We start from the raw sequence: 15,407 nt of genomic DNA, 5'->3' as shown, positions 1-15,407 counted from the left end.
ATGCCCCCCGCACAGGACCCTCGGGAGACCCCCGAGACCCCCGAGACCCCCGAGACCCCCGAGACCCCGGAGACCCCGGAGACCCGAGAGACGACGGAGGCGACTGACACGCCCGGCGCCCCCCGGGCCCCCGGCGCCGCCCCCTGGGTGCGGACCCGGCTGCGGGCCGCGCCCGGCGGTGCGGTCGCGCTCGCGCTGCTCGTGCTCGCCACCGCGTTCCTCGCCGCCGCGTTCCCCCGCGGTGTCGACACGTACGAGGACCGCGAGGCCCGCCGGCTGATCGACGGCGCCTCGGCCGCCGAGCGCAACGTGGCACTGACCGCGCAGCCTGACCCCGAGGTGATGTTCGAGGACCAGGCGGAGTCGATGTCCGCGCGGGCCGTCGCGGGGGTCGCGGGCCCGGTGCTGCGGGAGTTCCGCGACCCGCTGCGCGCGGAGACCGGGCAGGTCTCGTACGGCGTACGGACCAACCCGGTGCTCGTCACGGACGACCCGTGGCTGCCGAGGACCGACGGGCAGCGGCCCGAGGTGCAGCTCGACGCGCGCGCCGGGGTCACGGAGCGCGTCCGCGTCGCCGACGGCCGGCTGCCGGAGCCGACCGCGTACGGGGCCGGGGACGAAGCCGGGGCCGGGACCGGGGCAGGGACCGGGGCCGCCGCGGGGGCCGCCGGGGGCGACGTCGTCTTCGAGGCCGCCGTCTCCGCCGCCACCGCCGACAAACTGCACCTGCGCGTCGGCTCCCGCGTCCACCTGCCGCGGGCCGGTGGGAAACTCGTCGTCCACGTCACCGGCATCGTCGAGCCGAAGGCGCCGGGCAGCGACTACTGGTCCGTCGACCCGCTCCTGCGCGCCCCCGAGCTGCGCCAGAAGCCGAACTCGCTCGAACCGCGGCGCTACTGGGCCGCCGCCTTCCTCCTCCACCCCGACAGCGGCCCCGCGCTCTTCGCCGGGACGCAGGGGTTCAGCGTGTCCTACGAGGACGCGGGCACCTCGGCGTACTGGAACGTGCCCGTCGCCGGCGGCGCGCTCCGCGGCCGGGACGTGCCCGCCGTGCTCGACGGCCTGTCCGCCCTCCAGGAGGGCCCCGGCTACCAGCGGATCAGCGACCGGACCGGCAGCGGGCTCGACGTCTCCACCGGCGCCACCGGGCTGCTCGGCAGCTACACGGGGCTGCGCGACGCCGTCAGGCCCGTCGTGGCCGTCGCCGCCTTCGGCGTCGGCGCCGTCGCGGCGGTGGTGCTGGCCATCAGCGGCGGCCTCGCCGCATCCCGGCGCCGCGCCGAGCTGGCCCTGCTCCGCTCCCGCGGCGGCTCCCTGCGGGGCATCGCCGTGCGCCTCCTCGCCGAGAACGCCGCCGCCGTCCTGCCCGCCGCCGCGGCCGGCTACGGCCTCGCCGCCCTCCTGCTGCCCGGCGGGCGGCCCGGGCCCGCGCTGCTCGCGGCGGGCGCGACGGCGGCGCTGGCGCTGTGCGCGCTGCCGGTGCTCGCGGTGGCCGCCGTACGCCGGCCGCGGCCCCCGGTCCGTACCGACCTGGTCCGCGCCCGGCCCTCGCGGCAGCGGCTGGTGGCGGAGCTGACGACGGTGGTGCTCGCGGTGGGCGCCCTCGTGGTGCTGCGCCGCAGGGGCGGCGCGGACGGCGGCGCGGACGCGCTGGTCAGCGCGGCGCCGGTGCTTGTCGGGGTGGTCGCCGCGGCCGTGTTCGTACGCCTCTACCCGCTGCCGCTGCGGCTGGCCGCCCGCCCGGCGGCGTGGGCCCGCGGGGCGCTCGGGTTCCTGTCGCTGGCCCGCGCCGGGCGCGCCCCCGAGGCGTCCGCGCTGCCGCTGCTGGCGCTGCTCGTGGCGCTGACCACCGCCTCCTTCGGCGGCTCGGTGCTCGCGGGCGTGGCCGACGCGCGCGAGACGGCCTCGCTGCACCGCGTCGGCGGCGACGCCCGCCTCGCCTCGGCCGCACCGCTGCCCGACGGTCTCGCCGCGAAGGCGGCGAAGGCGGGTGGCGTACGGCACGTGGCCGCCGTGGGCACCGAGAACGGGCTGCAGGTCGTCGGTCTTGGCGGCGACCTTACGCTGCTGACGGTCGACGCGGGCACGTACGCGAAGCTCAGCGCGGACCTGGGCCTCGGCACGTTCGACGCCGGCCGGCTGCGGGGCGGCGACGGCGGCGCGGTGCCCGCGCTCGTCTCGCCGGGCGTCGCCGAGCTCGCCGGCGACGACACGCTCGGGCTGCAGTCGTCCCGGGGCCGGATCACGGCCGAGGTCGCCGGGGTACGGGAGGTGACGCCGGCGCTGACGGGCGGCGAGTTCGCCGTGGTGGACGCCGCCGCCGTCGCCCGGTCCCTGCCCGGCACCGATGCGCTGCCCGAGGCGCGGCCGGACACGCTGCTGCTCTCCGCCACCGGCGCCGGCCTGGACCGCGCCGAGCTGCGCACCCTGGCCCGCGACTCCGCGCCCGGCGCCGCCCTGCTGCTGCGCGCCGACGTGGTGGACGACCTGGCCGCCTCGGAGCTGCAGCGCGGCGCGGAGCGGCTGTACGCCGTCGCCGCCGTCGCCGCCACCGGCTACGCCCTGCTCGCCGTCCTGCTCTCGCTGCTGCGGGCCGCCCCCGAGCGCGTCGCGCTGCTGGCCCGGTTGCGCACGATGGGCTTCAGCCGGCGGCACGGTCGGCGGCTGCTGGTGCTGGAGGCGCTGCCGCAGTTGGCGGCGGCCGGTCTGGTCGGGGCGCTGGCGGGGCTGGTCACCGTACGGCTGCTGGGGCCGGGCATCGACCTGAGTGCACTGGCGCTCGGCGAGGAGAGCACCGACGGGCTCGGCGCCGGCAGTGCACAGCTACGCACCGACCCGCTGGCACTGGCGCTGCCTTCGGTGGCGGTGCCGGCACTGGCGCTGGCGGCGGTGCTGGTGCAGGCGTGGTGGGGCGGCAGACGCGGGGCCGTACAGGAACTGCGGGCCGGGGAGAGGGAGTGAGATGGCCCAGACGCACGAGAGCACGGGCGGTACGACGGGCGGCGGCGCTGGGGGTGCCGTGAGTGGCGGAGGTGCCGGGGGTGCCGGGAGCGGCACGACGCTGGCGGAGCTGGAGCGGCGGGCGGCGGAGCAGCGCGCCAAGCCGGCGTACGGTCACGACGCGCTGATCTCCTGCGACCAGCTCGTCCGCATCTTCCGCACCGACGGCGTGGAGGTGCAGGCGCTGCAGGGGCTCGACCTGCTGGTCACCGAGGGCGAGTTGCTGGCCCTGGTCGGCGCCTCCGGCAGCGGCAAGTCGACGCTGCTCGGCATCCTCGCCGGCCTCGACGTCCCCACCGCGGGCACCGCCGCGGTCGCCGGCTTCGACCTGCTGGCGATGGACGCGCGGGCTCGGCTGCGCTATCGCCGGGAGGTCGTCGGCTTCGTCTGGCAGCAGACCTCGCGCAACCTGCTGCCGTACCTGACCGCCGTCCAGAACGTCGTGCTGCCGATGCAGCTCAGCGAGGGCGGCCACGGCCGCCGCGTCCGCCGCCGCCGGGTGGCGCTCGCCGAGGAGCTGCTGGACCTCCTGGGCCTGGCCCACTGCCGCGACCACCGCCCGGGGCAGATGTCCGGCGGTGAACAGCAGCGCGCGGCGATCGCCGTGGCGCTGGCCAACACCCCCGCGGTGATCCTGGCCGACGAACCGACCGGCGAGCTGGACTCCACGACGGCGGACCAGATCTTCGCCGCCTTCCGCACGGCGAACGAGGAGCTGGGCACGACGATCGTCATCGTCACCCACGACCAGGCGGTGGCGGCGCAGGTCCGCCGCACGGTCGCGATCCGCGACGGCCGGATGGCGTCGGAGGTGGTCCGCAGCACGGAGGTCGACGCGAGCGGGGAGGAGCGGGTGGTGGCCCGCGAGTACGCCGCGGTGGACCGCACGGGCCGCCTGCAACTGCCGCAGCAGTACACGGAGGCGCTGGACATCCGCGAGCGGGTGGTCCTGGACTTGCAGGAGGACCACATCAGAGTGAGCCCGCACCGGGAGGACGAGGGGTAGAGCGGGGCCGCGTCGTGCCGTACGGGCGCGGCCGCTCGCCCGCTCCGGGGCCGCCGCACCGCGCGCCCGCGGCGCGGCGGCGGGCGGCCCGGCGCGTTGCTCTCCGATCCCGTACCCTCGCGGCGCCCGCGCAGCGAACCCGCAGCGGACGACGCGCGGCTCAGACCGGGGTGACGCCCAGGCGGCCCAGGCCGCCGGTGCGGCGGAGGGCCACCGAGCCGTACGGGGTGCGCAGGCGGAGCCAGTTGCCGGTGGCGAGCAGGGCCGGTGCCGCGGCGTCTGCGGCGGGGGGCAGCAGGCCGAAGACGCGGGCGGCGTGGGCGGCGCGCAGCGGGAGCGGGGTGCCGCCCAGCGGGCGGCTCCAGATGTCGCCGCCTATGCGGTCCAGCTCCGCGCGCGTCCGCTTCTCCTCCGGCAGCGCCTCCACCCGGGACTTGAACTCCGCGACGCCCGCCGCCACGGCGACGTTCAGCTCCGCCGGGTGCGGCAGCCCGGCCACCGGCTGCCAGCCGCTCCGCGGCGGGAGCAGCCCGGCCCACCCGGGCCCGCTCACGGGCTGCGGCAGCGCCACGGCCAACTCCCCGCGTACTGCTGGGGATCCGTCCTGCCCGGCACCGGCGTCCGCACCGGCGTCGGCCCGGCCCGCACCTTCTCCGGTGCCGGCCGCGTCGATCGCCTCCGCCAGCTCCCCCGCCGACACCGTCTCGTCCAGCTCCGCCGCCGCCGTCAGCAGCGCCGTACGGACCACGATCACCTCCAGCGCCGGCGCGTGCCCGAAGACGGCCAGCGCCGCTCCCCCGCCACCGGCGCCCGGCGCCACCCGCAGCCGTACCGCGGCGCCCCGGTCGTACCGCAACAGCCGCCCCAGGAACACCGCCAGGCCCGCCGCCTGCCGCCCCTCGGCGAACACCAGCCGCCGCGTCATGCCGCCGCTGCCTCCCCCGGCTTCCCCGGCTCTCCCGCAGGCGCCAGGTACTTCTCCAGGAACGCCCGCTCCTCCGCCGTGATCCGCCGCGGCCGGCCGGCCTCGAAGTCGTACGGGACGATGACCGTCGACGCCTGCGCGTACACCGCGCCGCCGTCCTCCGGGCCGTCCTTCACCTCGTACGCCAGCGTCGCCGCCGCCGCCCGGATCTCCGTCACCCACACCTCGACCGTCACCGGCTCATACCGGTGCACGAGCTGGCGCCGGTAGTCGATCTCGTGCCGGGCCACGACCGACCCGCCCGCGAAGGACGTGCCGCCCCCGGCGGCGCCCTCACCGGGCGCCAGCCGGAACATGAAGTCGATCCTGGCCTCCTCCAGATAGCGGAGGAACTCCACGTTGTTGACGTGGCCGTACGCGTCCATGTCCGCCCACCGCAGCGGGCAGCGGTAGACGTGTCTGGCCACGTCAGCCACGGGTGAGCTTCTTGTACGTGGCACGGTGCGGGCGCGCGGCGTCCGGGCCCAGCCGCTCGATCTTGTTCTTCTCGTACGACTCGAAGTTGCCCTCGAACCAGAACCACTTGCTGTCGCCCTCGTACGCCAGGATGTGCGTCGCGATGCGGTCCAGGAACCAGCGGTCGTGGGTGATGACCACGGCGCAGCCCGGGAACTCCAGCAGCGCGTTCTCCAGCGAGGACAGGGTCTCGACGTCGAGGTCGTTGGTCGGCTCGTCGAGCAGCAGCAGGTTGCCGCCCTGCTTGAGGGTGAGCGCGAGGTTGAGGCGGTTGCGCTCGCCGCCGGAGAGGACGCCGGCGGGCTTCTGCTGGTCCGGGCCCTTGAAGCCGAAGGCGGACACGTACGCCCGCGAAGGCATCTCGACCTGGCCGACGTTGATGTAGTCGAGGCCGTCGGAGACGGTCTCCCACAGCGTCTTCTTGGCGTCGATGTTCGCGCGGGACTGGTCGACGTAGCTGACGGAGACGGTGTCGCCGACCCGGATGTTGCCGGCGTCCGGCTTCTCCTGGCCGAGGATCATCTTGAACAGGGTCGTCTTGCCGGCGCCGTTGGGGCCGATGACGCCGACGATGCCGTTGCGCGGGAGGGTGAACGACAGGTCGTCGATGAGCAGCTTCTCGCCGAAGCCCTTGCTGAGGCTCTCGACCTCGACGACGACGTTGCCCAGGCGCGGACCCGGCGGGATCTGGATCTCCTCGAAGTCCAGCTTGCGCATCTTCTCGGCCTCGGCCGCCATCTCCTCGTAGCGGGCGAGGCGCGCCTTGGACTTCGCCTGCCGGCCCTTGGCGTTGGAGCGGACCCACTCCAGCTCTTCCTTCAGGCGCTTCTGCCGCTTGGCGTCCTTCTGGCCCTCGACCTTCAGCCGCGCGGACTTGGTCTCCAGGTACGTGGAGTAGTTGCCCTCGTAGGGGTAGGCGCGGCCCCGGTCGAGCTCCAGGATCCAGCCGGCGACGTTGTCGAGGAAGTACCGGTCGTGGGTGATGGCGACGACGGTGCCCTCGTACTGCGCGAGGTGCTGCTCCAGCCAGGCGACGGACTCGGCGTCGAGGTGGTTGGTGGGCTCGTCGAGGAGGAGGAGGTCGGGGGCCTCCAGCAGCAGCTTGCAGAGCGCGACGCGGCGGCGCTCGCCGCCGGAGAGGTTGGTGACGGGCCAGTCGCCGGGCGGGCAGCCGAGGGCGTCCATGGCCTGCTCGAGCTGGGCGTCGAGGTCCCAGGCGTTCTCGTGGTCCAGCTCCTCCTGGAGCTTGCCCATCTCCTCCATCAGCTCGTCGGTGTACTCGGTCGCCATCTGCTCGGCGATCTCGTTGAACCGGTCGAGCTTGCCCTTGGTGTCGGCGACCCCCTCCTGGACGTTCTCCAGGACGGTCTTGTCCTCGCTCAGCGGGGGCTCCTGGAGGAGGATGCCGACGCTGTAGCCGGGCGAGAGGAAGGCGTCGCCGTTCGACGGCTGCTCCAGGCCGGCCATGATCTTGAGCACGGTCGACTTCCCGGCGCCGTTGGGGCCCACGACACCGATCTTGGCGCCGGGCAGGAAGTTCAAGGTGACGTTGTCAAGGATGACCTTGTCGCCGTGCGCCTTGCGTGCCTTGCGCATGGTGTAGATGAACTCAGCCAAGAGAAACCGTCCGGCAGATCCGAGGTGGGCAGATGCACCCATCTTGCCGCACGCGCCGCCCCGCACGAAAACGCCCCCGGTCGCACCCGCCGCCCACGGCGGCCGGGGACGGGCCAGGGAAAGGTCGGGGGACGGGCCGAGGACGGGCTGGGGACGGTCGGGGGCCGTTACGGGGACGGTCCGCGGGCATGCAGAGGGGCCGGGTCCCGTGGGACCCGGCCCCTGTGCCGTGCAGAGAGCCGGCCGTCAGCCGGCGTCCGCCGGCCGGCACCGTTCAGCGCGGCTGCGCGCTTCCCGGCGCCGGCCGGAGGTCCGTCGTCAGGCGGCGTCGGCGCTGTTGCCGCGCCGGCGGAGCAGGAAGACGGTCGCGCCGCCGACCACGACCAGGCCGATGGCGACGCCCGCGATCACCGGGGTAGCGCTGCTGCCACCGGTGTTCGCCAGGTCGCCCTCGTCGCCCGAGTCGTCACCGGCGGAGCCGCCCGCGGAAGCAGGGCTCGGCTCGCTCGGCGCCGGAGTGTCGTTGCCCGCGGTCTCGCAGTCGAGCACGCCGGTGAACTTCTCGCTGAAGCCGTCGTCACCGTTGATGGTGATCTCGTACGCCTGGTCCTCGGCGACCTCGACCAGCACGGTCTTGGACTCGCCCGGCGCCACGGTGTGGGACTCGCCCGCCAGCTCGAAGGAGAAGGGCTGGTCGCCCTTGTTCTCGGCGGTCACGTCCACGCCGCCCTTGGCGCAGTTCTTGTCGGCGGACAGCGCCGGGATCGGCCCCTTGCTCGCCCACGTGGCGGTGGCCTGCGCGGAGACGGTGGTGTCGCTGGAGCCGGCCAGGATCTGGGTCTGGCTCTTGGCGTGCTCACCGACGCCGGCGAAGGCGCGGCCGACGGGGACCTGGGTGGTGGCCGAGGCCGTCAGGGTCGCCGACCCGTCGGGGGTGCCGGCGGGCACGTCGAGGAAGACCTCGGTGCCGTCGGCGGCGCTGGCCAGGGCCTCGCCGTTGGCGTCGACAACCTTGACGCCGGCGGACTCGGCCTCCGGCGACAGCGAGAGGCTGGCCTCGGCTGCGTCGGTGTTCACCGTCACCGGGCCGAGCTTCTCACCGGACTTGCCGGAGACCGCCGTGGGACCGAGGTTCAGCGAGGGCGCGGGCTCCTCGATGGCCTCGGCACCGGCCTCCAGGTAGTCGGCCAGCTTCTCCGCCTCGGGGTCCTTGGCCTCGACGTTCACCTTGTCGGAGAAGCGCCAGATGGCGATCTGGGTGCCGGCCGCGGCGGTGTTCTCGGTCAGCTCACCCGCACCGGCCTTCTCCGCGAGCGCGGAGAGGTCGTCCACCTGCGGGTAGGAGTTCTGCAGAATCCAGTTGATCTTCCCCGCGTCGGGGTTGTTCTGCAGCGAGGAGGCGCTCCAGGGCACCTCCTGGTACTTGGCCTCCGGCTGGGTCGGGTTGCCGAAGTCGATGCAGTAGGTCTGGATGGAGCCGCCCTGGTCGACGGCCATCTCGAACAGACCGGCACCGATCTCCTGGTCGCCGCCGTCGCCGTGGACGATGGCGGTGTCCTTGATCGTGAGACCGCCCAGGGTGGCGGTGGCGCCGCTGGTGGGCGGCGCGTCCTGCGCTGCCGCCGGGCCGGCGCCGGCTATTGCACCGGCAGTGGCCAGACCTGCGGCCAGCGCGACCGCGGTAAGCCGAGCAGACCGCCGATGTGACGGCCTCCGAACAGAAATCATGGTCGAAAATCCCCTCCGGGCGGGTTGGTCAAGGCTCGGATGGCCCCCGCCGTAAGAACGCCTTCGCTCCGGGCTCGTCGAGCCGCTCGGAATCCTAGGGACTCCCCTGTCCCCCGAACCTCAAATGCCCCAAGCGGACAGGGTTTTAGAACGCAATCGTTACATCGGGCAACGACTATTTCGGGCAGACCCCAGCGGACCGCCAGAAGTCCGCGTGCCCCACTCGAACTGATCGTCCCGGAACCGTCACCGCCCGCCCGCGCGAGGCCCGTCGGCCGCCTCTCCGGTGTTCCGCGTCGCCCGGTGTTCCGCGTCGCCCGGTGTTCCGCGTCAGCCCGGGTCCGGTGTCAGCACCGGCTGCCGCTCGTCCCGTTCCGCCGTGCCGGGCGCCCCTGACCCCGGCCCCGGCGTCAGGACGTCCCGTACCGCGACGTCCAGGTCCGCTCTGGCCGGGGCCGCGAACGACGGCTTGAGCCGCGACGCCCGGCGGAACGCCGCCGTGCCCCAGCCGAGGTCGTGTCCCACCGCCGTCGCGTCGATCGTCGGGTCCGTGAAGCGCACGCCCTCCTTCTCGTACTCCCTGACCCGCAGCCGGCCCCGCACCAGCAGCGGTTCGCCGATGGCCACGGACGCCGCCACGTTCTCCGCCAACTGGCGCCAGGCCCAGACCGTGAAGAAATTCGTGTACGCATCGGTCCAACTGCCGCTCGCCTGGTCGAACCGCCGCACCGTGGCCGCCAGGCGGAAGCGCACCGCCGGCACTCCTGACTGCGTCGTGCGGTAATCCGCGCTCGTCGCGGCGTTCCCCACGACGGTCACCATCGTCTCGTTCATCTCCCACGCACCTCCCCCGTCCGGGCACATCACCTGCCCGCTGACCTCCATGCTGCCCTCCCCCGCCCGGACTCCGCGACCCCTGTGGATAACTCCGGGCCCGGTAACGAAACAGCAGGTCAGGGCCGTGCGCCACCGCCCGAGGCAACGGCGTACTGCTCCCGCACCTCGCGGTAGCGCAGCAGCTCCGCCGCCATCGGCTCCAGCACCCGCGCCCGCCCGCTCGCCGCCGCCTCCTCGCGCAGCCGGCTCTCCGCCTCCTCGCCGTACCGCCGCGCCGGGCCGCGGGAGGCGAGCCGGCAGGCCAGCGCCAGCCCCGGGCCGACGGCCGCGGTGACCACCACGAGGGCCAGCGGCAGCGGCCACGGCACGCCGGTGACGCCGAACACCGCCGCGGCCAGCCACAGCACGGCAAGCGCCTGCACGCCGAGCAGTCCGCGCTGCACCGCACCCACCACCGACCACCACCGCGGTCGCGGCACACCACCCGGCCGGGCACCGGCACCGTCACCCGCGCCCGTCTCCGGGTCCGCCGCCCGCCGCGTCAGCCCGTCCGCGAGCCCCTCCGCTCCGCGCACCCCCGCCTCGCGCACCGCCTTCGCCCACGCCGCCGGGAGCCCCGCGCCCGCCTCGTCGGCCACGGTCCGTACGGCCTGCTCCACCACCGCACGCGCGGGAACCAGACCCTGGTCCCCGTCCCGGGGTTCCGGCATCAGCGCGCTCAGGTCCGCAGCCGACCGGTCTGCAGCTCCACCGGCACCGACGACGCCGGCAGCGCCGCCCGCCGCGCCTGCCCGGCGGCGGCGCCGCAGCTTCACCAGCCGTGCCCCGCACGCCTGTTCCGCCTCCCGCAGCCACAACTGCTCCGCCGCCTGCCCCGTGGCCGCCGCCCCGACCGCCTCCGCGAGCCGGTCCTCGAACTCCGTCCTGACCCGGTCGTCAAGACCGCTGCCGCCGCCTTCCCCGACGTACACCTCGCGCAGCCGCGCCGTCGCCTCGTCCACGTCGGCCGTCAGCCGGCGTTCCGCCGCCCGGCGCTCCGCGATGAACGACACCAGCTCCGCGCGCAGATCGCCCACGCCCTCGCCGGTGAGCGCGGACAGTGACAGCACGCACGCGCCGGGCTCGCCGTGTTCGCCGAGCGCGAGACCGTCCTCGTCGAGGAGCCGGCGCAGGTCGTCGAGGACCTGCCCGACGGCGTTGGCGGGCAGCCGGTCGACCTGGTTGAGGACGACGAACATCACCTCGGCGTAGCCGGCCAGCGGTTGCAGGTAGCGCTCGTGCAGCGCCGCGTCCGCGTACTTCTCCGGGTCGACCACCCAGATCACCGCGTCCACCCGGCGCAGCAGGTCCTCCACCCGACGGCGGTGCTCCTCCACCGACGAGTCGTGGTCGGGCAGGTCGACGAGGACGAGCCCGCGCAGCCCCAGGTCGTCGCGGAGCGGGCGGGCGGCGCGCGCCGGGAGCCCGAGGCGTTCGAGGAGCAGGGTCGGCGCGTGGTCGCCCGCGCCGCGCCAGGCGCACGCGGCGGGCACGGAGGTGGTGGGCCTGCGCACGCCGACCTCGGAGAGGGGGGCACCGGCGAGCGCGTTGAAGAGGCTGGACTTGCCGCTGCCGGTGGCCCCCGCGATGGCGACGACGGCGTGGTCGAGGGAGAGCCGCTGCCGGTCGGCGGCTTCGTCGAGTACGCGCCCGGCCTCGGCGAGCGTGCGCCCGTCGAGCCGCGTACGGGAGAGGCCGACGAGTTCACGCAGGGCGTCGAGCCGCCCGCGCAGGGGGCCTTCGGCACGTGGTACGAATCCTCCGGGCACCACCCCCGCGTCCGCCCCCGACCCCGCGCGCGCCCCGCCGCGACCCCGCTCCGCAGGGCGCGGCACGGCACCGTCACCGTCGTACGCACCGCCGCGCCCACCGGCGTCCGCCGGGGCACCGCCGCCGAGGCCGGCCCCGGGGCCCGTACCGTCCCCGAAGGCGTCGTCCCCCGCCCCCGCACCGCAGCCGGACCCCAGCTCCGCACCGCAGCCGGACCCCGCACCCGGGCCGGACCCGGCACCCGCACCCGCCCCCGAGCCGGACCCCGCACCCGGGCGGACGTCGGCGCACACACCCGCCTCCGCCCCGGAACCCGCACCCCCGTCCCCCGACAACCCCGCACCGGGGGACAGCCCCGCACCGGGGCTCCCAGCCCTCGCCGCCGCACCACCCGCCGGCTCCGGCACCCCCGCCGCCCCGACGTCCAGCCCGCCGTCCGCATCCATCTCCGCGACACCGTCCTCTCGCCCACCGTCATCCGCCCGACCCCCGCACCCCGCACCGATCCCGGCGCCCGCACAACCCCCCGTATCCACGCCAACCCCCGCGCCACCCCCGACACCCGCACCACTCCCCACGCCACCCCCGACACCGGCGCCACCCCCTCCACCAACCCCCGCGCCACTCCCCACACCGGCACCGGCACCCGCACCAGCACCAGTACCAGCACCACCGGCACTGCCACTCACACCAGCACCACCAGCACCGACACCCGCACCGCCACCAGCACCACCAGCGCCGACACCGCCACCAGCACCACCAGCACCGACACCGCCACCAGCACCACCAGCACCGACACCGCCACCAGCACCACCAGCACCGACACCGCCACCAGCACCACCAGCACCACCGGCACCACCGGCACCACCGGCACCGGCACCCGCCTCCGACACATCCACGCCACCCGGCTCACCCCCGAGGAAACCCCCCGCACCACCCCCGCCCCGCGCCGAACGCCGCGCGATCAACCCGTCGTCCCACATCCCGGCGGGCGCAGGCAGCGAAGCCGCAGCCGCACCGCCCTCCGCGGCCTCAGCCGCAGCCGCAGCCTCAGCCGCGGCCTCTGCCTCAGCCGCAGCCGCAGCCTCGCCAGACGCACACACGTCCCCGGCAGCCGCCGCACCCCCCGCACCCCCCACGCCCCCCGTCGTCCCCACGGCCTCTGCCACCCCCATGACCCCACACAACTCAGCCACCTCACCCACCCCATCCACCCCGCCAGCCCCCACGACCTGCCCCGCCGCCTCCCCAATTGGAACCGGAACCTCCGCCGCATCGCCGGGTCCCGGCATCTCCCCCGCGCGCACCTCGTCCACCTCGTCCACCTCGCCCGCCTCTCCCGCCACCTCACCCACCACGTCTCCCGCCGCCTCTTCCGCCATCTCTCGTCACTTCTCCCGCTGCAGCACCGACATGGCAGCGATCAGCTGAGCCTGCTGACCCGACTGCGTCTCCAAGGCGTCGATCGCCGCCAGCCGGCGGTCCCGCTCCCCGTCGAGCACCCGCTCGAAGTACGTACCGAGCAGCCGCCCGCCCCGGCTCCGCAGCCGCAGCCCGGCCTTCGCGCCCAGCAGCGCCGCCAGTTCCTCCGCCGCCCCGTGTCCGTTCGAGCCGCCGAGCAGCGCCACCGCCAGCAGCGCCGCGACCTCCTCCGGCTCCGCGTCGGCGGGCCGTTCCGCGGCGCTCAGCGTTTCGTCGGCCAGCTCCTCCAGGCACCGTTGCCAGCGCCGTACGAGCACGCCCACCCGCTCCTTCGCCCCCGCGCCCTCCTCGCCGAACGGCACCGCCGCCGCGGCCGGCTCGCGGCGCAGCTCGGCGGTGAACCGTTCGTCGGCGGCGGCCACGGCGCAGTGCAGGACGGCGGCGACGCTGCTGGTCAGGGCGGTGAGGAGGTCGGCCGGGGCGCGGGTGAGGGCGCGGTTGCGGTAGTGCGCGAGGGCATCGCCGGCGAACGCGGTGCCGCCGACGAGGTCGGCGTGCGCCTGCTCCGCGGCCTCCTCGTACGCCCGCTCCACGCGGTGGGCCATCCGCGTCGACGCCGCGTGCTGGGCGGCACACGCCCCGGCCAGCGACGTGACCCGGGAGCGCAGCGACGCGAGCACGCCGTTCGCGGTCCGTACGGCGGCCTCCGCCCTGGCCTCCGGGTCCTGGGCGCGGTGGCCGAGCCAGTCGCGCAGCTCCCGCACCGCCGTGGCGGGCAGCAGCCCGCTGCCGCCGCCGGCTGACTCGGGGAGTTCGGGGACGGTGAAGCGGGGCACGTCCCCGAGCCCGGCCTTGCGCAGCAGCGTCGCGTACTGCAGGGAGATCTCACCCGCGACCTGGTGCGGTACCCGGTCGAGCACGGTGACCAGGCTGACGTCGTACTCCTTCGCCGTACGCAGCAGGTGCCAGGGCACCGCGTCCGCGTACCGCGCGGCGGTCGTCACCAGCACCCACACGTCCGCGGCGCACACCAGCTCGGCGGCCAGCTCGCGGGCGTGCCCGGCGAGGGAGTCGATGTCGGGGGCGTCGAGGAGGGCGAGACCGCTGGGTACGTTCTCGTCGACCTCGATCCGCAGCAGGGTCCCGTCGGGCCCGCCACCGCCCTCGCCGAAGGTCGCGGCGCCCCGGGACAGACCGCCCCGGGACAGACCGCCCCGGGTCAGGCCGCCCCGGGTCAGGCCGCCCCGGGTCAGGCCGCCGTCGCGGGCCAGCCCGTGCCGGGCGCGGTACGGATCAGGCACGTCGTACGCCCCGGAATCACCCCCGGCCGCCCCGATCGCCCCGCCCGTCCCGTACGCCTCAGGTGAGCTCCCGTCGTACTCCCCACGGGAGCCGTCCCCCACACCCGACGCGTACGGCTCACGAGCACCCCCGCCACCCCCGTACGGCCCCTCGATCTCCTGGGCCTCGTACGCGCCGTACGACTCATACGCCTCGACGCGCCCGTGCGCGGCGTCCTGCCGCGGCATCCACACCCGCGTCAGGTGCGGCAGCACCCGCTGACCGGCGAACCAGGACTGGTCGTCGGGATGGCAGACGAGTACGGGCATGCGCGTCGTCGGCCGCAACACGCCGGACTCGCTGACGCATCTGCCCACGAGCGAGTTGACGAGGGTCGATTTCCCCGCCCCCGTCGATCCGCCGACCACCGCGAGCAGCGGTGCGTCCGGCCGGTGCAGCCGGGGCACCAGGTAGTCGTCGAGCTGTGCCAGCAGTTCCGCTCTGCTGCGCCGCGCCCCGTCCGCCCCCGGCAGGGGGAGTGGAAAGCGCGCGGCGGCGACGCACTCTCGGAGGGCGGAGAGTGCGCTCAGCAGGTCAGGCCGTACATCCGGGGTCGCCACATGCGAAGAATGCCCGCTTCTATCCGAATTTGAAAGCGTTTAGCCCCACAGCGCGCCTTCTTCATCCCGGAAGCTTCCGCCACGCGGGCATAACGACTGCACAACACCACCGGCACCGCGCGGAAAAAAGCGTCGCGCGAATCGCACCCGCCTGCGATTATCGGGACGCTTCACTGAACCTCCACAAGGTGGTGCCGGAGTGAAGCTACCGGGTGTGGCTCGACGGAGCCCTATCCTTGACCCCTGGCAAGGTCACGGATCCGCCGAGCCCGGCCACCGTTCCACGCCACACCGGCCCCCGTAGCTCAGCGGATAGAGCAGGCGCCTTCTAAGCGCTTGGTCGCAGGTTCGAGTCCTGCCGGGGGCGCAGGGCTGCCCTCCTCCCCCAGGGAGGGCCCAACCTGCAGGTCAGCGATCCAGCGCACCTTCGGTGCGCGCCGGGGGCGTGGTAAATCTCGTGGCGCGCGCCGGAAGTGCTTCTGTCCGCTCTGACGGGGCTGATGCCGGTCCGGGATGCTGGTGGGGTTCGTTCCGGCCGAAACCGATGCCTCTGTGATGCCGGTGAGCTCGCAGGTCAGCGTGGTGCTGGGGGCCTTCCACGGGAACCGTGGAGTGTTGCTGCGAAGCACGTGCGTCAGAATTCCTG

Annotated in this window: 10 protein-coding genes and 1 tRNA gene; 3 read left to right on the top strand and 8 right to left on the bottom strand. The window is 74.9% G+C overall.

Annotation, left to right across the window (positions count from 1 at the left end):
• A complete protein-coding gene (locus tag B124_RS16575) occupies positions 1 to 2,961 on the top strand; it encodes a hypothetical protein (protein WP_496503617.1) in 2,961 nt (986 codons plus the stop codon).
• Between the two features lies 1 nt (position 2,962).
• On the top strand, positions 2,963 to 4,006 hold the full coding sequence (locus B124_RS16570; RefSeq protein WP_496503616.1) for an ABC transporter ATP-binding protein: 1,044 nt from the start codon (positions 2,963 to 2,965) through the stop codon (positions 4,004 to 4,006).
• A gap of 160 nt (positions 4,007 to 4,166) precedes the next feature.
• Here the strand turns inward: B124_RS16570 and B124_RS16565 are convergent, their stop codons facing one another.
• The 8 genes from B124_RS16565 to B124_RS16530 all read right to left on the bottom strand — a co-directional run bounded on the left by B124_RS16565 (position 4,167) and on the right by B124_RS16530 (position 14,761).
• On the bottom strand, positions 4,167 to 4,931 hold the full coding sequence (locus B124_RS16565) for a DUF8185 domain-containing protein (protein WP_496503615.1): 765 nt from the start codon (positions 4,929 to 4,931) through the stop codon (positions 4,167 to 4,169).
• Positions 4,928 to 5,398: an acyl-CoA thioesterase gene (locus tag B124_RS16560; protein WP_496503689.1), complete on the bottom strand. Its 471-nt coding sequence runs from the start codon at positions 5,396 to 5,398 to the stop codon at positions 4,928 to 4,930. Before B124_RS16560 ends, B124_RS16565 begins: the two co-directional genes overlap by 4 nt.
• A 1-nt stretch (position 5,399) precedes the next feature.
• Positions 5,400 to 7,064: an energy-dependent translational throttle protein EttA gene (gene ettA / locus B124_RS16555; protein WP_496503614.1), complete on the bottom strand. Its 1,665-nt coding sequence runs from the start codon at positions 7,062 to 7,064 to the stop codon at positions 5,400 to 5,402.
• Positions 7,065 to 7,382: 318 nt separating this feature from the next.
• Entirely contained in the window at positions 7,383 to 8,792 is a 1,410-nt protein-coding gene (locus B124_RS16550) for a Cys-Gln thioester bond-forming surface protein (RefSeq protein ID WP_496503613.1), read from the bottom strand.
• A gap of 330 nt (positions 8,793 to 9,122) precedes the next feature.
• Entirely contained in the window at positions 9,123 to 9,626 is a 504-nt protein-coding gene (gene ssb, locus B124_RS16545) for a single-stranded DNA-binding protein (RefSeq protein ID WP_496503688.1), read from the bottom strand.
• Between the two features lie 119 nt (positions 9,627 to 9,745).
• Positions 9,746 to 11,884: a GTPase gene (locus B124_RS16540; RefSeq protein ID WP_496503612.1), complete on the bottom strand. Its 2,139-nt coding sequence runs from the start codon at positions 11,882 to 11,884 to the stop codon at positions 9,746 to 9,748.
• A 239-nt stretch (positions 11,885 to 12,123) separates the two neighbouring features.
• Positions 12,124 to 12,318 (bottom strand): hypothetical protein, encoded by a 195-nt coding sequence (locus B124_RS16535; protein ID WP_496503611.1) that lies wholly within the window; start codon positions 12,316 to 12,318, stop codon positions 12,124 to 12,126.
• Positions 12,319 to 12,826: 508 nt separating this feature from the next.
• Positions 12,827 to 14,761 carry a GTPase domain-containing protein gene (locus B124_RS16530; RefSeq protein WP_496503610.1) on the bottom strand — a complete coding sequence of 645 codons (1,935 nt, stop codon included), beginning with the start codon at positions 14,759 to 14,761 and terminating at the stop codon, positions 12,827 to 12,829.
• Positions 14,762 to 15,055: 294 nt separating this feature from the next.
• Between B124_RS16530 and B124_RS16525 the strand changes: the two genes are divergently transcribed.
• Positions 15,056 to 15,128 (top strand) — tRNA-Arg (locus B124_RS16525).
• Positions 15,129 to 15,407: the final 279 nt, after the last annotated feature.

The sequence above is a fragment of the Streptomyces sp. CNP082 genome (assembly GCF_059570535.1).
This window is presented reverse-complemented; position numbering and strand designations above follow the sequence as displayed.

Bases quoted from the DNA above. Each gene is read 5' to 3' on its own strand.
- B124_RS16540 (WP_496503612.1), bottom strand. From the start codon at position 11,884: ATGGATGCGGACGGCGGGCTGGACGTCGGGGCGGCGGGGGTGCCGGAG.
- B124_RS16570 (WP_496503616.1), top strand. From the start codon at position 2,963: ATGGCCCAGACGCACGAGAGCACGGGCGGTACGACGGGCGGCGGCGCT.
- B124_RS16565 (WP_496503615.1), bottom strand. From the start codon at position 4,931: ATGACGCGGCGGCTGGTGTTCGCCGAGGGGCGGCAGGCGGCGGGCCTG.
- B124_RS16550 (WP_496503613.1), bottom strand. From the start codon at position 8,792: ATGATTTCTGTTCGGAGGCCGTCACATCGGCGGTCTGCTCGGCTTACC.
- ssb (WP_496503688.1), bottom strand. From the start codon at position 9,626: ATGAACGAGACGATGGTGACCGTCGTGGGGAACGCCGCGACGAGCGCG.
- B124_RS16575 (WP_496503617.1), top strand. From the start codon at position 1: ATGCCCCCCGCACAGGACCCTCGGGAGACCCCCGAGACCCCCGAGACC.